We start from the raw sequence: 20625 nt of genomic DNA on the forward strand, positions 1-20625 counted from the left end.
TGTCGGGTTCGGATTTACCTGCAAGGTCACGGTTTTGACGCCGGTCGCGAAGTTTGTTTCGCAGGTACTTGTCGCAACTTTTATCACCGAAATCACCAGGCCATTCGCGGCCAAAGGCAGCGGATCGGTAGTGAATGCATAGGTTCCAGCAGCAGTTGAAGTTCCATTGACTACAACTGGAGTGACCAAACCAGGATAAGTATAGGTTACTGAACCCGTGGAGTTGGGCAGCAGGCCAGTTACATTGATCATCGCCGTTTGGCCTTCACACACCGCACTCGTCGTTAAGGTGCCGAGTGTCGGGCTAGAATTCACCACCACCGTACTAGTCGCGCTAAGTGGAGTAGTACAAGCCGGGCTAGCGGTTGAAACACTCACCAAGGTCAGGGTTGTATTTGCAGTTACGCCATTTACAGTGATAAGTTGGTTCGTACCGTTTAGTACAAGCATAGTATTTGCACCACCAGTATTATAGGTCAAATTGGCGCCATTAGTACCTGTTACAGTAAATACTGCATTTTGGCCACTGCAGATCGGGCCGTTGTTCGTAACGATACTCGCCGTACAAGTCACATCATTGTCCGTAATGCTCACATTTACATTAGCCACTCCAATGCAACCGAAACAACTAACAGTGCCATTGTAATTTGGATCATCACTGGATGCTTCGTGCGAGATTGTTTCGCTATGAGGGCCCTCAACATCGGCATCATCTACCGCAGTGACGGTCACCGTTTGAAGCATATTCCAGTTGCTTGAGGTAAAGGTCAAGCTGGTAGGGCTGGTCGTGACTTGTCCAACAGGAGCACCAAAACCAGAGGTTGCATCATTTGCAACTAGGCTAGTTAATAATGGAGCCGTGCCAACCACTATATTAATCGTTACATCGTCGGTAGGTTGGCTGGTAAGCACCACGGTATAGTCGTCGGTGGCACCACCTTCAGTTACGTTGGTAGAACCGCCCGATTCGGTCACCATTACTCCGGCTACATCATCATCCGTAATGACAATATTCTGGGTAGTTGTAGCACCCAGGGTAATGCCTGCGGAAGGACTGCTGATGGTCAAAGTGGCTGTTTCGGTATTTTCGTCAATTGCATCATCAACCACCTTGAACGTGGCAGTGCCAGTGGTCATTCCATTTGGAATGGTGATGGTGACGCTGTTGGTTGTATTGTTATTCAGTGTGTAATCACCAGTGGTGATGTTAGTACCTGTGACTGTGAGTGTGACCGTTTGATCACCCGACACCGCAGCTGAAGCAGTAGCCGTAGCTGTGATAGAGGTCGCAGCTACTTCTGTACCCGCATTGGTGCTCACCGAGAGGTTTACGGTGGCCGTTACCGTGATGGTACCTGTGGCGTTTACTGTACCGCAGCCGCCCGTGAGGGGAATGCTGTAGTTGAAGGTGCCAGGGGCCGATGGTATACCGCTGATTGTAATTACATTCGCGGCCCAAGCCGCACTAACACCCGCCGGAAGGTTCGTGGCCATGCCGATGCCCGTGGCACCTGTGGTCACGTGCGTTATCGCAGTTAGAGCGGTATTGATCACCAGCGTGGGTGTGGATGAGGGGGCTCCAGCGGTGTTGACGTTATTAATGATCACATCCAACTCGTTGCTGTAAGTGGTACCGCAGCCATTGGTAGCCGCTAGACGAAATTTTTTCCCATTATCTGCAAACGAAGTGATGTAGGGCAGGCTGATGTTCGTAAACATACCTGTGCCTACTCCAGTCTCCAACTGCCAGAGGATTCCGGTTAATGAAGAGCCATTTTCGGACACTGCAAATCCAGTTGGGATGGTAATGCTACTACCCGCACAACGCGCAGCTAGTGCAGGTATAGGAGTAATAGTAGGTTTGTCATAAATATCCACCACACTAGTTGCGCTCAAAAGGGTAGTACAGCTTGGGCTGGTCGTTGATACACTGACCAGGGTAAGAGTAAGATGCGCTACAACCCCATTCGTTGTCGCTCCAGGTGTATTTTCGGTCGCATTGGGCACTGTGATGGTTTGGTTGGTACCATCCAACAGTAAGGTCGTGTTACCGTTTCCTATATGGTAGGTAAGGGTTGCACCATTGGTACCAGTCACAGTGAATACAGCATCCTCGCCGCTACAAATGGGGCCATTGTTCATCACGATGCTTGCGGTGCAAATGGCCGCTACATCATTATCCGTAATATTCGCCACAACCGAAGCAACCGAGCTACCATTATAGTCAGTGTCAGCACTCGTGGTGGTATGTGTAATCGTACCCGTGTGTGCGCCTTCCACTGCTGCATCATCTACTGCCGTGACGGTCACGGTTTGTGGCGTATTCCAGTTGGCAGCGCTAAAGGTCAAGCTGGGTGTAGGACTAGTCGTCACTTGGGTACCCGGAGTGATGCTTACGGTTACATTGGCGGTAGGTTGGCTGGTAAGCACCACCGTATAGTCGTCGGTGGCACCACCTTCAGTTACGTTGGTAGAACCACCCGATTGGGTCACCGTTACTCCGGCTACATCATCATCCGTAATGACAATATTCTGGGTAGTTGTAGCACCCAGGGTAATGCCTAAGAGAATATCGCTGATGTCCAGCGTAACCGTTTCGTTGGGTTCATCCACGGCATCATTCACTACGGTGAAGGTTACAGTCCCCGTGGTTTGACCAGATGGTATGGTGATGGTGGTATTGCTTAAGGTATAGTCGCCAGCGGTGATGCCGGTGCCAGTTACAAACAAGGCCACGGCTTGGTTGACCGTGACGGCGGGGGAGGCAGTAGCGGTAACGGTGACAACAGTCGCTCCTGCTTCTGTGGCCGTATTGGTGCTTACCGAGAGGTTGACGGTGGGGAAATCATTGTCCGTAATGGTAATAACCCGCGTAGTCGTAGTACCCAAGGCAATGCCTGAGGAAGGACTGCTGATGGTCAAAGTAGCCATTTCAGCACCTTCTACCAATGCATCGTTCACTACGGTGAAGGTTACAGTACCCATGGTTTGACCAGATGGGATGGTGATGGTGGTATTGCTGAGGGTGTAGTCGCCAGCGGTGATGCCGCTGCCATTTACACCCAAGGCTACGGTTTGGGCACCTGTTACCGCTGCGGAGGCGGTGGCCGTGACGGTGATGACGGTCGCGCCTGCTTCGGTGCCACTGGTGGTGCTTACGGAGAGGTTGACCGTGGGGTTGGGGCAGCTCCAATCGTATAACAATTAGGCGTAGGCGGTGTCGTTACACTATTAACCGAAGTTGCTACGACACCCGCAGGATTAGAACTTATGTTTACCGTAGAAGAAACATCCTCTGCAATCACATAATAACAGACCTGATCCGCGGCTGACAAACCACCCATTGCCGCTGCCGAAATAGTAAAATTCCAAGTACCGTTGCGTCCAGTACCCGAGGTAAGTGAACCCGCCGAACTATTCCAACTTCCAGCATTTTTTCTGAAATAAATACGTGGTCGCAAATCTGCGGCCAAGGTCGCAAAAGGATATACCCCATTGGCATCGGTGATAGTAGCGGTTAAGGTGCGATCACTTGTGCTAGGATCGTTAGCCAGTGCGGTATAAGTAATGACTGGTGCATCTGTATTGTCCACCACTCCATCGCGTTCGTAAGCACCTAGGTCGATACCCCCGTCGGTGCGCGAGTAATTGCGTTGGTCTTTGATCGGAACTGTTGCGCCAGTGGCAGTATTGACACCCACATTACGCAAAGTGCTGGTCGCTAATAGTTCAAGGGTTTGGGTAGAACCGCCATTGTTGGCTAGCGTGGCGTTGAGACCAAGCGTACTGTTGCCTGTGTTATAATCGAAAGTCAAACAAGGTGCGCTGGCTACACCAGAGCAATTGTTACCGTAATTTTTGGTAGAACCCGTAAAATCTCCGGCTGCAGCATCTACGTAGATATCCTTGGATGGATGGTTAAATATCGTATTCACGATTTGCATGGTCGAGCCTGTTGCTGAACCATAGTATATTCCGCTGCCATTGCCGCTGGCGGTATTTTGACTAAACGTGCAATTGACGATACGTGTTGTCAAATTACCTGTTGCAGAGTTCTGCCTAAAAAACCCGGCTCCGTTAACGGCGGTATTGTTGAAAAAAGTACAATTAGTGAGTTCAGCTAAATTCATACTGCTGAACGAAAAACGGATTGCGCCTCCATTCAGTCCAGCAGAATTATTTGTGAATAAACAACGATTAATTCCTCCTGCGAAAGGCGAGTTGGCATTGATCGCGCCTCCATTACCATTAAGCGTATTGCTTACTGAATTACCGTCAAATGTGCAGTCAGTCACTGCCCAAGCAATACTACCAGATCCAGCGTTAATAGCCCCGCCGGTATTTACAGCGGAGTTGTTAAGAAAGATACATTTGGATACCGTAAATGTTCCGGCACCCGCATTAGCGAGACTTTGAATCGCCCCACCTCTCGAGGTATTCGTAGCGGCCACACACCTATTTTCTTCGAAGATACATTCAATAAAGGATAGCGAATGACCTGGGGCTGAAAGGCTGTATATCGCACCGCCTTCTCTATTTTGAAATGCTTCTAAAGCATCATTGCGATAAAAATGTACTCGATTTGCCGAAAAACTACCTGAACCATCTATATTTATAGCACCACCAGCACCACTATTACCATGCTGGATTTTCAGGTCTTCGATAATGACCACAGACGTACCCGAAATAATGAAAATACGACCCGCGGCAGTGGATCTGCTGGCAGCACCCTGTACCGTGGTAGCAGCAATGCCGTTGCCTCTAATGGTCAGGTTTTTATTAGCGATTGCAACGTTAATTTCGGTATGCAAAGCCGTATTAACATGGATAATGTCGCCATTGGCAGATGCCGCTACTGCTGCAGCAATAGTGGTAAAATCGCACCCACTAGCGCACACCGTACGGGTAGTTTGAGCCTGAAGCGATTGCCCAAAAAAGAACAAGGCGCAACAAAAAAGCGCGAATTCTACTGTCAAAAAACAAACAGCATTTACAGGTTTAAAAGGGGAAAGGTACTTCATGAGATCAAGTTTATGATTTGTGTTGGTCGTCAATCAAAATTGAACAAAAAATTAGGTACGTCTATACGCGATCAAAAATAAGGGATAATGCTTAAATAATGGAGTCTTTTTTTTTAAAAGTTTTTTTATCTTAATCCGTAGGGCATTGAATAAGACCTTTGTCTAAAACCGTTTATAATTTTTTTGTTTTTCGTTTGCCGGTGGTTCGTGGATAACTAGGCCTGAGAAAGCATCAATACTTCCCTATCTTTGTGCCCAAGTAGAATCCAATACCACATGGGTAAAAAAGTGATCGGCGTTGGGGTGAATTTTTCCAGTGAAACCAGGAATATTGAGGACTGGGTAGCGGAAGCGTTGGGTTGAAAAATGTGCTTCTGTATCAGCATAGGGGTGATAAAAAAATAAGAATTTATTTTTATCCCACTACATATTGAGCACCTACCGCAATTGCGAAGGCAATACCCCAAACCGTTGTTTAAACTGCCTCGAAAAATATTTCTCATCCCGATATCCCACTTTGCTGGCCATTTCTTTCACACTATACACTCCCGGATTGGCTTGAAAAAGCTCCATCGCTTTGATCAGTCGCACTTCGTTGATGTATTCATTGGGGGTGAGTCCTAAAATTCGCCCCATTTCGTTGTAAAAAACGGAGCGGGACATAAAGACAGCCTTGGCTAGGTCATTTACCGAAAATTCGAGGTCGTCCAAGTGAGCAGAAACCGTTTTTTCCAACAATTCCAGCCATTGTTTTTCAGTGGTAGAAAGAGATTCGCCGGTGCTGTTTGGGGTGTCTGTTGAAGTTGTAGCGGAGACTTCGTCTTCAGCCATCTGGGCCAGGCTCCGCCGAAGATCCTGGCGTTGCAGCAAGTTTTGAATCCGGGTCAACAATTCGATTTCCACAAAAGGTTTGACCAGGTAATCGTCTACGCCAATGCGCAAGGCCCGCAGTTTGTCGCCCAGGTCGGCCCGCGCGGTTAGCATGATCACTGGAATTTGGGCCAATGCCCCCGCTTTCAACCATTCCAGCAACTGAAATCCATCCATCAGAGGCATCATGATGTCGGAGATGATCAGATCAGGAGTAGCGTTTTTAAGGTACTCTTGAGCCTCTCGCCCATTGGAAAGCGCTACAATTTGATAGTCCAGGCTTAAAATTTGAGTCAAGTATTGGCGCAAATCAGCATTGTCTTCAACCAGCAACAATTGGGCTTTTCCTGCTGAGTTTTTTGTTGTTGCTGCGCTTGGTTTTTCTACATATGCAGGCGTGCTATGGGTTTCCAGTGATTCTGGCACTGCTGCTTTGCCAAAAAATTCTTTTTTAGGAAACCTAAAAATAAAGGTGCTGCCCTTGCCCCAGATGCTCTTTACCTCCAGCGTGCCACCCATCGCTTTACTCGACTCCCGGGCCAAGGCCAGGCCAATACCTGTGCCGCCCTCGTAGGCGTTTTCCTGATGCTGCGTTTGGAAATAACGGTCAAAGACAAAGGGCAAATCGTCGGGATGGATGCCCCGGCCACTGTCCTCCACTTCCAATTGCACACTGGAGGCCAAGTCTTTAACCCTTACAGTAGTGCTTCCTCCCAATTCCGTAAATTTCAGCGCATTGGACAATAAGTTGTTGAAAATCATTCTAAAGAGCCTTTGATCCAATTGAATCACCATTTGTGTATCGGCCTGGTAATTCAGCTTTAGTTCAATGCCTTTATTCGTGGCCATCACCTCGAAGGGAGCCAATAAAAATTGGATTTTTTGTTGCAACAATATCGGTACTTCGTGGGTCGCCAATTTACCAGCTTCCAGTTGGCTCAAATCCAACAAGTCATTTACCATTTGTTGCAAACCTTCCGTGTGGTTTTTGGCCAGGTACAATAAATTGGCATCCTGCTGGCTGAGCCCGTTTTGCTCCAGATAGGTATGGATTGGTCCGAGGATCAGGGTGATGGGGGTGCGCAATTCGTGGGTTACGTTTGCAAAAAAACGGGATTTTGCGGCATCCAATTTGATCAATTCAGCGGCTTGTTCTTCGATGATCGCTTTGTCTTGGAGAATTTTTTCAGTTTGGATGGCTACCTCTTTTTCCAGTTCCACTTTCCGCTGTTTCAGCCACTGGTTGCGGTAACGGAAAAAAGCGACGATCCCGGCAATAATCCCTGATAAAAGGAACAGCAAAAACCACCATTTTATATAAAAAGGGCGTAAAACCTGGATGGGAATGACCAATTCACGACTGGAGTATAAACCATTCGCCGTTTTGGCCCGTACCCTGAGACGAAAATTGCCATAAGGTAAGCCCGCCAACTGCAAGGATCCCCCCGAACAAGGGCCCCACTGATTCCCCAAACCTTCAATGAGGTATTCATATTGGGTCAATCCGATATTGGTGTAATCAAGGAGGGCAAAGCGAAGCGTCAAGTACAAATGATTGGGATTAAAGACGATTTTGCTCGCCCGAACATAGCCAGGTTCAGCGTCTTCCAGGGTGTTGCTTTTCTGGGAAAATAAATTGGCACTGGTGAGGACAAGTGGAATATCCGGTGTCCGGTTGAAGTCCTCGGAAAATTCATCAGGATGAAAGGCCGTAATGCCATTGAGGCTACCAAAATAAATGCGGCCATCCTGATCCTGGTGATGTGAAATCCGATTGAATTCCAAATGAGTAATGCCATCTTGGGGTAAAAACACCCTTGTTTTGCCGGTGCTTTTTTGAAATTGGATGATTCCTTTGTCAGAACTCATCCATAAAAAACCGTGTGCATCCGCATATACAGCATAGAGGTTGTTGTTGGACAAACCATCTGCAGTTGTAAACAAGCGAGACTCACCATTTTCGGGATTCCAGCGCAGCAATCCCTCCGCAGTGGCAAACCACCAAAGGTCCTTTTTTTCGAAATAACAAGCGCGAAGGTTCTCTACGGGTAGTTTGTATTTACCCTTCCCTCCAGTCCAATACCTTGCGATTATTCCGCTTTGGGTGTCAAAAAGGAACAGGCCTTTTTCGGACAATAGCCACAATTGTTGCCCATCCTTAGGCAGAATCGAGTGGATGATGGCATTACTTAATGCTGGATGGCTTTTTAGCGAATCAACAAAATGGAAAGTTGCCGCTTCAGAATCCCAATAAGCCAATCCATTGTTTAAACCTATCCAGGTGCGTTTTCCCTGAGTAAGGAAAGACCAGGCAATGGTGAAATAGCGGGGAATTTGAAGCAGTTTTCGCGTATTATTCAGCCGGACATCATGGCTAAATAAAGCTTCACAGCCAGCCAATACTGAAGACTGATCAGCAATCATTGACATGGCGTAAATGGCAATTTCCCTGCAAAATATCTTTCGGGATGTTTGTCCATTTGGAATGCCCCAGATACAGTTTCCTACACTTGCATATAAAACCTCATTTTTTTCATCTTTAACGATCCCCCGACAAGACATCAATACCCGGTTCCCACCTTTGGAGGGGTCAGTCCACAACAAACGCTGGAAGCGCTGCTGATTGATTTTAACTTGATACAAACCTTCAATGGTACAAATCCAGGCGGTGCTCTGTTGATCAATAAAAATCGAAAAAGCGCCTTGTGGCAACAGTTGGGCTCTATTTTGGGAAAGGCTAAATTGTCCTTTTTGGGGATGAAAAACGTCCATTTTATAGTTGTGCACCAGCCAGTACTGTTGAGTTTTAAAATCATAAGCCAAGGGCCAGGCATTGTCAAAAGCCTGCTGTTCAACGTAATTGGGCAAGTACCGGGCAATGGATTCCTGGCTAAACCTTCCATCTGAAGAGATGACCCCTACCTGGCTCAAGGAATTAAACCGGTAGTTGTTTTTTGAATCAAGTTGGATGCGTTGCAAAAAAGGAATGGTAAAAGTCCCAATTGTTTTACCGCGATCATTAAAAAGCCTGCAAACTTGGTCCCGGGTATTCTCCTGAGTTGTAACATCCACTAAAACGGTTTGCCGAATGCTATCTGCCGCGTAGATTTTCGGTGCAAATCCGAGCTTTGTATTAATGCGTTGAATCGATTTTCCTGGCCTTATTTTGAGCAATTCCCCCGAAGCGGTACTCACCCAATAACTTTGTTTTCCTGCATACACTACTTCCACCATCCGAGGGGGAAGCCATTTGCCAAACTTTCGTTTTGGGTCGCTAAATCGACCGGTGATGGTATTGAAAATGCTGTAATGCACACTATCTTTTGCTACATAAATGCTGATCCAAAGATCCCCATTAGGCTCTTCAAACAGGATTTTATTTTTAGAATAATCCGTGTTAAAGCCCTTATCCAAGACGAGTTTAAACTCCTGACCATCAAAGCGACAAAGCCCCCCACCGGTAAGCAACCACAACAAGCCCCTCCGATCCTGAAAACACTGATATACATGGTTGCTTGGCAAACCCTGTTCGGTGGTATATACATGTACCTCTGCACTGTACTTGGGTTGAGCACAAATGGAACCAATCTGTAGGATAAACCCAAAGGACAGGAATATGGAATAATTCAGGCGCATTGAATATTTCGTTATCCACAACGAGTTAAATCGTTGTAATCGAATCTTTAGATATGTTTAGGCTAAAATGTAGATCAAGGGCTATCAAAAAAGTATAAAGGCAGGAGCAAAAGTAATAAACAAATTTAGACAAGCTTTAAGAATCAGGCAACTTTTATGTTTATCACCTGGGCGGCGGGTCAAAGCAAGTGGCTAAAAAAACCAGAGGGACACACTGTTTCGTGTAATCCCTCTCGTCTAAAATTAAACTCCCTCTAAATAGCTGTTTGGTCAGAATGGATCAAAGCATGGCTTCTAGCCAATTCATTAACCTTACTAAGCTAGATGGGACAAATGTAAGGCAGCCCCAAGAAACCCTGTCTAAAGACTAGATAGACAGATGTCCGAAAGGGTAGAAAAACGTCCTAAAAACGAAGCCTTGGTCGACTTATAAAAAAATTAAACGCAAAACTTGCACATACCAACTAGTATGTATACCTTTGCAGCATGAACGCAACTGATACTCGCGAACGGATACTTGGACGCATGTTCCAGGACATTCACAAAAATGGATTCCAGGGCTTGCGCGCCGATCGGGTGATTGCCGACTTGGGCATTACCAAGGGGGCTTTGTATCACTATTTTCCGAGTAAAGATGCCATTGGTTTGGCCGTAATTGCAGAAATCATCGAACCTTCTTATTTGGCCTTCTTCCGTAGTTTGGAACAAGCCAAGGGGCATCCGATTGATCTGCTTAAAGGGCATTTGCAAGAACTGTCCGACAAAGCCAGTCCTGATGACATTTACCTCGGTTGCCCACTGAACAACCTTGTGCAGGAAATGTCGCCACTAAACGAAGATTTCCGCCAGCGGCTAAAAGTAGTAATGGATGGCATGATTCATTATTCTGCCCGCGCTTTGGAACGAGGTGTCGCTCAAGGGCAAGTCAAATCAGATACCGATTGTACAGCAGTAGCCTCCTTTATGGTGGCAGGGATGGAAGGTGCCTATGGTGTAGCAAAAGTGCTAAAGAGCCTGAACAGTTTTCACCGCAACATTCAGCAACTGTTGAATTATCTGGAATTGTTCCGCGCGTAGAGACGCACGGCCGTGCGTCTCTACAGCGGAATACGGCAACAAATGTTGCCTTTTTTTAGGTCAAAAAACATACCAACCAGTATGTATTAGTCAGTATACTTTTCACCACAAAACCATTCAAACATGTACGTTATTCTTGGAGGAACCGGAAATACGGGCAAACAAATAGCCGAAACCCTTTTGGCCGCAGGTAAAGCCGTAACGATTGTGAGTCGCGATGCTGCCAAAGCACAAGACTTGGTAGCCAAAGGCGCCGTGGTTGCCGTTGGAGACTTGCACGACAGCGATTTTTTAACCCAGACTTTCCGCGGCGCAACGGCTGTATATAGCCTGGTACCGCCGAAATGGGATGTACAGGATTGGCGAGCGTACCAAATCCAGATTGCAACTTCCATTACCTTAGCCGTTCACAGTGCTAAAGTACCTTATGTGGTCAATTTGAGCTCGATGGGGGCACATCTACCTGAAGGCGCTGGGCCAGTGAGTGGTTTGTATTATCTGGAACACATGTTGAACAATGTACCCGGCTTGAATGTCTTGCACCTCCGTGCTGGGTATTTTTACCAAAACCTTTACGGCCTGCTAGACATGATCAAACACCTGGGTGTGATTGCACAACCTTTGGCTGCAGATCATTCTTTCAGCTTTGTGCATGTTACTGACATTGCCACAATTGCCGCACAACGATTGCTCAACCTCGATTTCAAGGGACAGTCTGTGCAGTTCGCAGTTGGGCCACGTGATTATTCCTTTGGGGAGGCCGCTGCTTTCATCAGCAAGGCAAGTGGCAATCAGGTTCCCTTTGTGACCAGCACCACGGAGCAAACTGTACAAGGTATGATTGGCGCAGGTATTCCAGCGACCATTGCGGAAGGATATGGTGAACTGTATCAGGCGATTGTTTCCAGTGGCTATACCGCTGGTTTTGACCGCCAAAGCAATGCTTACGTTGGCCAGATCTCTTTGGAGCAGTTTGTTGAAAATGAGTTGAAACATGCTTTAGTAACTGAACTAGTTTAAGCTGCTAAGGTCTGTCAATTACCCACAAAACCACAAATTAGACTTTTTGACGCAGCTTCGCTGCTTGATTTCAACACGACACAACGGAACGACGACACGACGTCCTCAGCGCTGCGCGCTGAGTGTCCCCAACGCTTGCCGTTGGGTGGTAGCGGTAGCTAATCGTCGTGCCGTCGTTGCGTTGTGACGTCGTGTTAAAAAGATTTGGCGAAGCCGAATCCAATTAATGTGTGCGGATTTGTGGGTAATTGACAGTGCTAAGGTGCCTCAGCCGTTACTGCGACCAAGCCGTCGGCACCCGATCCCAGCGATGCTCCTTCAGGGCATTCAACAAATCCAGGCTCAAACCCTTGCCATCACTCGTGGCCATGTTCATGCGCACATTCCGCTCGCGGCGCATGCCGGGAATAGTGGTATGTACATCGGAGTTGCTGAGGATAAAGCGCAGGGCCATTTCCGCCATGGTCATTCCGGCTGGAACCAATGGTTTGAGGGCATCGGCGCGTTCGACGGAAGGGATCAGGTTTTCGGGTACAAAATAAGTGCCCCGCCAGTCACCGGGAGGGAAAACCGTGTCTTTGGTCAAGGTACCAGTCAGGGTACCTTCGTCGAAAGGAACCCGGGCGATGACACCTATGTCGAGTTTGCGGCAGAGGAGGAAAAGTTGGTCTTCCGGGTTTTGGTCAAAGATGTTGTAAATGACCTGAACCGCGCTGATTTGCCCCGTTTCCAGGGTGCGCAAACTGTTGTTGGGTTCCCAACGGTTGATGCTGATGCCCCAGTGGCTGACCTTGCCAGCCTGGGTGAGGCGCGCGCAGGTTTCTTTCCATTCATCGCGCTCGGCCCAGCCATCTTCCCAGACGTGGAATTGCATCAGGTCGATGCACTCGATGCCCAGGTTTTTAAGGCTGTCGTTGACGTATTCTTCAATGTAGTCGGAAGGAAAAACTTCGTCGAGGCTGAAGCTTGGCCGGGAAGGCCACTTGCGGTTTTTGGGAGGAATTTTGGTGGCGACATAGAGTTTTTTATCCGGGAACTGCCGCAGCAATTTGCCCAAAATCTCCTCGCTGATTCCATCACCATAGGCCCAGGCGGTGTCAAAAAAATTGCAGCCCAATTCGACCGATAGCAGCAGGGATTTCCAGGTTTCGTCATCATCAGAGTCTTTCCATCCGGCCAGGCCCCACATGCCATAACCCATTTCGCTGACTTGCATTTCAGTACGTCCAAAACGGCGGTATTGCATCGTTGAATGTTTTTGTTTGAGGTGGTGAATTTAGGGAATTACGGGCAGATGTACGAGCCACAGCAAATAAAACACTATGGTGATGAGAAACATCACCCACATAGTCACACATGTTCTTCTCGCCCATCCGCGTGTACCGCAAAGCGCCCCGTATCCCGCGCATGCACATGATCCGCACTCGGCCAGGGCCAACCGCCGAACTCCGTGCGTTGGTAATCATTTACCGCTTGCTGCAACTCAGCCTGGGTATTCATTACAAAGGGGCCGTATTGCGCCACGGGCTCATTGATGGGGCGGCCTTGCAGGAGCAGCAATTCTGTTTCAGTATTGCCATTTTCAATTAGAATTGCTGCGTCCGAACGGACTTCGATGGCGTTTTTAAGCCCCACCTTTTGGCCATCCAATTGTAGGGTATCCCCTTTGAAAAAATACAAAGAACGGTTCAAACCTGCACTGGCTGCGGGCAAAGTATATTGGGCGCCTGGCTCCAGCTTAAGGGTCCAGATGGCCACTTCATTGGCTGGATCGGCAGCCCAGGAATTGGGCGGCGGCGCGGGAGCTTGTGCCTCAGCTACCTGACCAGCGATTACCCGCAGCCAAGTCTTTTTGCCTTGTGCATCCACGTGCTCCACTTGTGGAATGGTATGATCCCAGAGCATGCCAAAATGGGGGTCTACCAGTTTGTGTTTGGCGGGCAGGTTGAGCCAGATTTGGAAGAGTTCAAAGGGATTCTCCTGGTCTTCCTTCAACAGTGGAAACATCTCGGAGTGTTGTACACCGCGGCCTGCGGTCATCCATTGCACGTCGCCATTGCCAAAGCGGGCGGTAGCGCCTAGCGAATCAGAATGATCCACAAAACCTTTGCGCACGATGGTTACTGTTTCAAAGCCCCGGTGAGGGTGCGCGGGAAAGCCGGGTACCGTCCGTCCGTGGTACATGCGCCAGCCATCTTTGATCGTGAAATCATTGCCGAGGTTGCGGCCGCTGAGGGAGCTAGCCGGGCCCATTTCGGCATTGCCTGTAGGGTAAAAGTCTTCATGATGTACGCAGAAAAGGAAGGGGTCGCGGGTTTCCCAGGGAAAGCCGAGGGGGCGGATGCGGAGGATGTTGGACATATACGCTGTGTTTTGGTGGTATTTTATACAAATTTGGGGGGGTAAATGTTCTGCCCGATCTGTTACCTTTTCTGCTTTGCCCAAAGCGCTTATCTTCACCCATCACAACAAAAAAAATTCAACCATGCGTGCAAGCTATCTCCTCCTGGCTTTTACCCTGTTCTGTACTTCTGGTGCGACGGCTCAAACAGTTGCAATCCACCTCAATCAAATCGGCTTTTACCCCACTGCTCCCAAAATTGCCGTAATCGCTCCCAGCACTTCCAATACCCTTTTTTTTGTACTCGATCTGACCAAAGGAGATACAGTATTTCAGGGCAACCTCAGTGCTGCTCGCCCCAATTCCCTCTCCGGCAAAAGCAGCCAAATTGCCGATTTTTCTAGCCTGCAAGAAGATGGCAAATACCAGCTATACCTAGCTGATGGTACCCATTCCAGCTCCTTTGTCATTGCAGCAGACGTACATCGTGATTTGGCCCAGAGCGTGCTGAAAAGTTATTATTTCCAACGCATGTCTACCGCTCTACCTGCCACTTACGCCGGTGCCTGGGCGCGCCCTTTTGGGCATCCCGACGATAAGGTTTTGGTACACCCTTCTGCCGCCTCAGCAACAAGACCCGCAGGGTACGAAATTTCGGCACCCGGCGGATGGTACGATGCAGGTGATTACAACAAATACGTGGTCAATTCGGGCATTACGACCTCTACCCTACTGTCCTTGTACGAAGATTTCCCGCAGTACTCCCAGAAGCTCAAGACCAATATCCCTGAAAGCCAAAACCAGCTTCCCGACCTGCTGGACGAGATACTTTGGAACCTGCGCTGGATGCTGAATATGCAAGACCCCAACGACGGCGGAGTGTACCATAAGTTGACCAATCCCAGCTTCGACCCCATGCGCATCATGCCCCACGAGGCAACCAAGCCGCGTTACGTGGTGAAAAAAACCACTACAGCAGCCCTGAACCTGGCGGCGGTAGCGGCACAGGCAGCACGGGTTTTGCGGCCTTTCCAAAACCAATTGCCCGGATTGGCTGACTCTTGCCTGCAAGTGGCGCGCAAAGCCTGGAATTGGTCCATCCAAAATCCCAATGTCCTTTACCAACAAAATGAACTCAATAAAAGCTTCGACCCTGATGTCGTTACGGGTGCTTACGACGACCGCTCCGCCGCAGATGAGTGGCTCTGGGCCGCCACCGAGCTCTTCATAAGCACGGGCGAACAACAATACCAATCACGGATCGAGTTCAAACAAGCACTACGTGTCCCCACTTGGAATCAAGTGGCTACTTTGGCGGCCTTGGCTTTGGCACGCAATGCGAAAGTTATGCCAGCCAAGGGGCGAAAATCCTCCAAATTGGCCATTCAGAAACTACAAAAACTGGCGGACTCCTTATTGATGGGTTTGGATCAACGGCCTTACCATACGGTGATGGGTAAAAGCGCCAGTGATTTTGTATGGGGCAGTTCTGCCGTGGCTGCCAATCAGGCCGTGGTGTTGTTGCAAGCCTATCGTTTGAACAAAAAAGCTACTTACCTGCAGGGAGCGCTCCACAACCTGGACTACTTGCTGGGGCGCAATGCTACCGGGTATTGTTTTGTTACTGGGTTTGGCCACAAATATCCTCGCCACATCCACCACCGTTTGTCGGAGGCAGATGGAGTAGACGAACCCGTGCCAGGTCTGCTCTCCGGCGGCCCCAACCCGGGTAAGCAGGACAAGTGCCCCGGCTACCCTTCGGATGCTCCCGACGAGTGTTTCATCGATGATGCCTGTTCATATGCCTCCAACGAAATCGCCATCAACTGGAATGCACCAATGGTGTACCTGGCGGTAGCCGTTGAAGCGTTAGCGGAACAAGGGGCCTTTAAAAGCAAAAAATAAACCTTTGTTGTAATTCTAAGTCAGCTATTTCAACTGATATAGCAAAAAATCGACTGCTAATGAACCAACGATTGTACAGCTTATTGTGGCTCTTGGGGACTATTCTCGTGTTTTTGGCGGGTTGCAAAACCAGTGAATCCGCCGCTGTAAAAAGCGACAATTCCCTGCTGTGGAAAATAGAGGGTAAAAATTTAAAAGTGCCTTCGTACCTGCTGGGCACCATCCATATTTTGCCCCAAAAGGATTTTTTCCTAAGTGATGCCATGAAACAGGCGCTAGCCAACACCCAACAAGTTGTGCTGGAATTGGACATGGATGATCCGGCCATGGGGATGAATATGCTCCAAAATGCCAGCATGCGCGACGGCAGCACGCTCGACAAATTGCTTTCCACTGAGGATTATCAAAAACTGGATGTTTTAGTCAAAAAAAGTACTGGCGTGGGCGTCGAAGTGTTCAACAAATGGCAACCCATGCTGGTGGCTTCTTTTGCCATGCAACAAATGATGGACAACCAAATCGCCTCCTACGAGATGACGCTGGTTGGCATGGCTAAAGAAGCGCAAAAAGAGGTCAAAGGTTTGGAAAGCATCCAGGAACAAACCGAGGCCATGGCGACCATTCCCTACCCTCAACAGGCCAAGTACCTGAGCGAAATGCTCAATGATTTTGACAAACAAAAAGCCATGTTTGGCAAAATGGTGGAATTGTACAAATCGCAAAACATCAATGCGCTGCTTGACTATATGGTTGAACAATCAGGGGGTATCGACTTTAGTACTGTGCTATTGAATCGACGCAACCACAAGTGGATTCCGAAGATTGGGTCGATCGCGGCGGAAAAGTCAAGCTTTTTTGCGGTGGGTGCCGGGCATTTGCCGGGAAAGGATGGGGTGTTGACTTTGTTGCGGAAGGCGGGGTACCGGGTGACGGCGGTGTTGTGATGCTAAGGTGGTTCTTAAGTGTCTAAGGTTTCTTAGGTGGTAAGGAAAATCCCTGCAGAGCAGGGTATAAATTTCACCACCTAAGAAACCTTAGACACCTAAGAACCACCTTAGTAATTATGCAGGCACAGCCTCAGCGACTTCAATTTTCATCGTCCTCGCCTTCATCAATTCCACAATCTCCTCTTTCGACGAAAAAGTACCGTTGAAGTTGACCACATGATCAGCCAGAGCGTCGTATTTCTTTTGCATCAGCAGGATGAAAATCCGTAAAAAATCCAGGTCTTCAAACACCAGGGCCTTATTTGCTGCATAATCATTTTGGTTTTGCAGCACATGATTGGGGTGCTCGGTCCAATGCATGTGTGGGAAAATATGGTGGCTGATGTGGTAGCCATCATTCCAACATTTGTGGTTGTAGAAGTGGTTGATACAGGTGCTGCTGTTTTTGTAGTGGTTGCTGGGATCTTCAGCATCAACGAAGGAATGCTGCGACCAGTTGCCCAACATAGCTACAAAGCGGAACACAAAGAGTGGGAAAATAAACGCAAAGAAAGTAGCTGTGAAATTCACAAAACACAGCGCAATCACCATGGTATAAAACGCAATTTCACCAGCCAGAATGCGGGTCATGAAAAACTTGCGTTTTTTAGCCCGGTGGTAGAGGTACAAGTTGTACACCCCATACAAAATGAAACGGCCCACATATTTGCCAAAATCCCGCATGCTGTCGCGTTGGAATTGCAGGGTGGAGCTATCGTCGGTTTCCATGTTGTTCTCCGCGTGGTGCATGCCAATGTGGTGCGCACGGTAAGTTTCAGGGGTATGCCCAAACAAGGGCGCGAGGCACCAAGGCAAATAGTTGTTCAGTGCCTCGTATTCTTTTTTGAACAAAGGACGATGGATCGCACAATGCAACATCAGCCCAAAAGGTCCTTTGAAATACAAGTGATTGAGGTAAAAATGGGCCACAAAGACCAATGCCCATACCCAGCCCTGTGTAATGAACAGCAATACGGTCAGGGGAAGCAAAGTCACAGTGATTTTGAAGGTAAGTTGCATCAGTGGTAAATCCCTAGAATCTTTAAGCAAGCTTACCCAAAAGCGATCCAGAAAGTTGTTTGGTTGAGGAGCGCCCATCGGATCAGTAATGGTGATTTGTGCAAAATCTCTCATTAAAATCGTAGTTTAAGTATTGAATAAAAGTGAAAGTGAATTGGGTTCGGGATGAAATAGAAAATCCACTTTAACACCGCAACAATCGTGGTATAAGCCATTCGATCATTTAGGAACAACAATAAGGCGCAAGATAAACATTATTGACCTTTGCTCCTACTAAATCGGAGATAAGCCTAAGAAACGAGTCTTTGTGCTTTTTGTTCAAAAATTCGGGTGAGTTTAGGCTACAAGTAGTGGGGCAAAAATAAGTGTTCATTTTTCCTGAGCCAAAGGATTAGATAAGAAACTTAAAATGAACCGTTTACTTATCTAATCCTCTGGCAAAATGAAGCACTTATTTTTTTATCGCCCCCAAGGGACTTTCCGTTCCTAAATTTTACTTGGCACCAGGTCCTTTCACAAAACGCCCGGCAGGTTTTCCCGTAGGCTCCCCATTCGCCAAGACCTGAATGCCATTGACAAAAACGTGTTTGACCCCCACTGCGTATTGGTGGGGGGCATCAAAGGTCGCTTTATCGGCAATGGTTTTGGGATCAAACACGACTACATCGGCGAAGTATCCAGGTGCAAGTTTACCCCGTTTTTGGATTTTGAGGTTTTCACAAGGCAGGGAACTCAGGCGGCGAATGGCTTCTTCCAGGCTGATCACTTTTTCCTCCCGTACATATTTACCCAGGAGGCGCGCAAAGTTGCCATAAGCCCGTGGGTGAGTGCTCGATTTGAGGAAATCACCTTCCGAAGCCATCGCTCCGGCATCCGAGCCCAAGGAGACATAGGGCAATTTGATTTGTTTTTTCACATTGTCTTCCGACATCAGAAAATATACTGTACCTACCCGGCTACCGTCTTGAATGACCAGGTCGCAAGCGGTTTCTTCGGGGCTTTTTCCACGAATTTTACTGACTTCAGCGAGGGTTTTACCCGTAAATTTTTTGAGGGAATCGGCTCGAAAGCCTACCAAGAGCAGTTTTTCTGCCGAACCCGCCGCGTAGTACAAATTCTCCCAATCCTGGGCATCGGTTTTCATCTCGGCGATGATGCGCTTGCGGGTCGCGGGGTCTTGCAGGCGTTTTACCCATTCCCCATAACCACCTTCTTGTGCCCAGGTAGGCATGGCCGCATCCAGACCAGTAGCCCCTGCGGTGTAGGTATACATGTCGGCGCTGATTTTGAGTCCAGCTTTTTGGGCGCTGTCGATTTTGGCAATCACCAGATCTATTTTGGGCCAGTTGTTTTTCCCAGCAGCTTTCAGGTGGTAAATTTCGGCAGGGATATTGGCATCGCGGGCAATGCGCAACACTTCATCCACCGCTTCCAACAATTTATTGCCTTCACTGCGCATGTGGGTAATGTACATGCCTCCGTATTGTGCAGCCACCCGACTTAGGGTAATCAGCTCCTCTGTGGAAGCATAGGTGGCGGGGGCATAAATCATAGACGAGCCAATGCCTAAGGCGCCTTCTTCCATGGCCTGGCGCGCCAACATCTGCATGTTTTTTAATTCTTCGGGGGTGGGTTGTCGGTCTTCATAGCCGATTTCGTGGATGCGCAAAGTGGTTGCGCCTAAAAAGGAAGCCACGTTGGGGGCTACGCCCTTTTTTTCCAAAGTTTGCAGATACTCGCCCAGCGTTGTCCAGGTGATGTCGTATTTGATGTCGCCTTGGGAGCCTGCTTCGTCTTTTTTCATTTGTTCATTCAGTGGCCCCATCGACCAACCTTCGCCCATCACTTCCAGGGTAACGCCTTGTTTGATGTCACTCAAGCCACGGCCATCCACCAACAAACTTTCGGTGCCCCAACTGAGCATATTGACAAAGCCGGGGCTAAGCGCCATTCCCGCAGCATCTATTTCGGTTTTGCCTTTGCCTTTGAATGCACCCATCGCGGCAATGGTGTCACCACTAATGGCCAAATCGCCCTGAACGGGTGCCATTCCACTCCCATCGTAGAGGGTAGCATTGCGGATGACGAGGTCGTATTCAGTAGTAGGTTGGCAGGAAAAGCTGATGGCCAGGAGGCTGATGGCAGCAAAAAATTGTAAAGATCGAATCATGAGTGAAGGTATTTCTTCGCTAAGTTAGACTATAAATTTATATTACCCCAACTCCTTCACCATCCGATAATTCACAAACACCAGGCCTTTCCACTCTTTGCGGTTTTCTTTTTCTACCACATAACCCTGTTGGTCAAAAAAAGGCTTGGCGGTAATGCTAACATCGGAGTCTATTTTGGCCATGCCCAATTCCCGCGCTTTCTCCTCCAGGATGGTCAAAAGGGCCGTCGCGATCCCTTCGTGTTGGTGTTTGTCGTGTACAAATATGTGATCCAGGTATGCTTCGGGGCTGAGTGATACGAAGCCCAACAATTCTTCCTCCTCATTTTCAGCGACCCAGAAATAAAGGCTATCAATTTTACTTTGCCAATATTCCTGATCCAGGGCGGCTTCGGCCCAGGCTTGAATGTGTTCGGCAGAGTAATCTTTGGAATTGACATTGTTGACAGTAGCAAAAAATAGGCGGGTAATGCCATTTAAATCAGCAGTATGGGCTGGGCGAATGTGCATGTTTAGATTATTTGGTTGAGAAAGTTGAGGAGGTTGAGAAAGTTGAGGCTGCCGCAGAGACTTAGACCA

At 48.3% G+C, this 20625-nt stretch carries 12 protein-coding genes; 4 read left to right on the top strand and 8 right to left on the bottom strand.

Annotated elements, in window-relative coordinates; translation table 11 throughout:
* The 3 genes from ACEW9O_RS29000 to ACEW9O_RS29010 all read right to left on the bottom strand — a co-directional run.
* A partial coding sequence (locus ACEW9O_RS29000) for a beta strand repeat-containing protein (protein ID WP_373553737.1) occupies positions 1–3204 on the bottom strand: 3204 nt, incomplete at its 3' end.
* Positions 3156–5021 (bottom strand): choice-of-anchor Q domain-containing protein, encoded by a 1866-nt coding sequence (locus tag ACEW9O_RS29005; protein WP_373553738.1) that lies wholly within the window; start codon positions 5019–5021, stop codon positions 3156–3158. The genes ACEW9O_RS29000 and ACEW9O_RS29005, both read right to left, overlap by 49 nt.
* Positions 5022–5459: 438 nt before the next feature.
* On the bottom strand, positions 5460–9527 hold the full coding sequence (locus ACEW9O_RS29010; RefSeq protein ID WP_373553739.1) for a response regulator: 4068 nt from the start codon (positions 9525–9527) through the stop codon (positions 5460–5462).
* Positions 9528–10013: 486 nt separating this feature from the next.
* Between ACEW9O_RS29010 and ACEW9O_RS29015 the strand changes: the two genes are divergently transcribed.
* Entirely contained in the window at positions 10014–10604 is a 591-nt protein-coding gene (locus ACEW9O_RS29015; protein ID WP_373553740.1) for a TetR/AcrR family transcriptional regulator, read from the top strand.
* A gap of 123 nt (positions 10605–10727) precedes the next feature.
* Positions 10728–11624 (top strand): NAD(P)H-binding protein, encoded by an 897-nt coding sequence (locus tag ACEW9O_RS29020; protein WP_373553741.1) that lies wholly within the window; start codon positions 10728–10730, stop codon positions 11622–11624.
* A gap of 274 nt (positions 11625–11898) precedes the next feature.
* Here ACEW9O_RS29020 and ACEW9O_RS29025 read toward each other — a convergent pair whose 3' ends face one another.
* Positions 11899–12870, bottom strand: a complete 972-nt coding sequence (locus ACEW9O_RS29025) for an aldo/keto reductase (RefSeq protein ID WP_373553742.1) — start codon at positions 12868–12870, stop codon at positions 11899–11901.
* Between the two features lie 104 nt (positions 12871–12974).
* Complete coding sequence (locus ACEW9O_RS29030) at positions 12975–13985, bottom strand: pirin family protein (RefSeq protein ID WP_373553743.1); 1011 nt, start codon at positions 13983–13985, stop codon at positions 12975–12977.
* A gap of 124 nt (positions 13986–14109) precedes the next feature.
* Between ACEW9O_RS29030 and ACEW9O_RS29035 the strand changes: the two genes are divergently transcribed.
* Both ACEW9O_RS29035 and ACEW9O_RS29040 read left to right on the top strand, forming a co-directional pair.
* The gene (locus tag ACEW9O_RS29035) at positions 14110–15870 is read left to right on the top strand and encodes a glycoside hydrolase family 9 protein (RefSeq protein WP_373553744.1); all 1761 of its coding nucleotides are present in this window, start codon (positions 14110–14112) and stop codon (positions 15868–15870) included.
* 59 nt (positions 15871–15929) lie between these two features.
* Positions 15930–16814 (top strand): TraB/GumN family protein, encoded by an 885-nt coding sequence (locus ACEW9O_RS29040; protein ID WP_373553745.1) that lies wholly within the window; start codon positions 15930–15932, stop codon positions 16812–16814.
* Positions 16815–16931: 117 nt separating this feature from the next.
* On the opposite strand, the gene ACEW9O_RS29045 is transcribed toward ACEW9O_RS29040, so the two are convergent.
* The 3 genes from ACEW9O_RS29045 to ACEW9O_RS29055 form a co-directional block, all read right to left on the bottom strand.
* Positions 16932–17990 carry a fatty acid desaturase gene (locus ACEW9O_RS29045; RefSeq protein ID WP_373553746.1) on the bottom strand — a complete coding sequence of 353 codons (1059 nt, stop codon included), beginning with the start codon at positions 17988–17990 and terminating at the stop codon, positions 16932–16934.
* Positions 17991–18369: 379 nt separating this feature from the next.
* Positions 18370–20046, bottom strand: a complete 1677-nt coding sequence (locus ACEW9O_RS29050; protein WP_373553747.1) for an amidohydrolase family protein — start codon at positions 20044–20046, stop codon at positions 18370–18372.
* A 42-nt stretch (positions 20047–20088) separates the two neighbouring features.
* On the bottom strand, positions 20089–20625 hold a 537-nt coding region (locus ACEW9O_RS29055; RefSeq protein WP_373553748.1), incomplete at its 5' end, for a GNAT family N-acetyltransferase.

Origin of the sequence: Haliscomenobacter sp., assembly GCF_041740695.1 — a bacterium.
Taxonomy (GTDB): Bacteria; Bacteroidota; Bacteroidia; order Chitinophagales; family Saprospiraceae; genus Haliscomenobacter.

Coding starts and splice junctions, on each gene's coding strand:
- ACEW9O_RS29005 (WP_373553738.1), bottom strand. CDS start 5,021: ATGAAGTACCTTTCCCCTTTTAAACCTGTAAATGCTGTTTGTTTTTTG.
- ACEW9O_RS29010 (WP_373553739.1), bottom strand. CDS start 9,527: ATGCGCCTGAATTATTCCATATTCCTGTCCTTTGGGTTTATCCTACAG.
- ACEW9O_RS29015 (WP_373553740.1), top strand. CDS start 10,014: ATGAACGCAACTGATACTCGCGAACGGATACTTGGACGCATGTTCCAG.
- ACEW9O_RS29020 (WP_373553741.1), top strand. CDS start 10,728: ATGTACGTTATTCTTGGAGGAACCGGAAATACGGGCAAACAAATAGCC.
- ACEW9O_RS29025 (WP_373553742.1), bottom strand. CDS start 12,870: ATGCAATACCGCCGTTTTGGACGTACTGAAATGCAAGTCAGCGAAATG.
- ACEW9O_RS29030 (WP_373553743.1), bottom strand. CDS start 13,985: ATGTCCAACATCCTCCGCATCCGCCCCCTCGGCTTTCCCTGGGAAACC.
- ACEW9O_RS29035 (WP_373553744.1), top strand. CDS start 14,110: ATGCGTGCAAGCTATCTCCTCCTGGCTTTTACCCTGTTCTGTACTTCT.
- ACEW9O_RS29040 (WP_373553745.1), top strand. CDS start 15,930: ATGAACCAACGATTGTACAGCTTATTGTGGCTCTTGGGGACTATTCTC.
- ACEW9O_RS29045 (WP_373553746.1), bottom strand. CDS start 17,990: ATGAGAGATTTTGCACAAATCACCATTACTGATCCGATGGGCGCTCCT.
- ACEW9O_RS29050 (WP_373553747.1), bottom strand. CDS start 20,046: ATGATTCGATCTTTACAATTTTTTGCTGCCATCAGCCTCCTGGCCATC.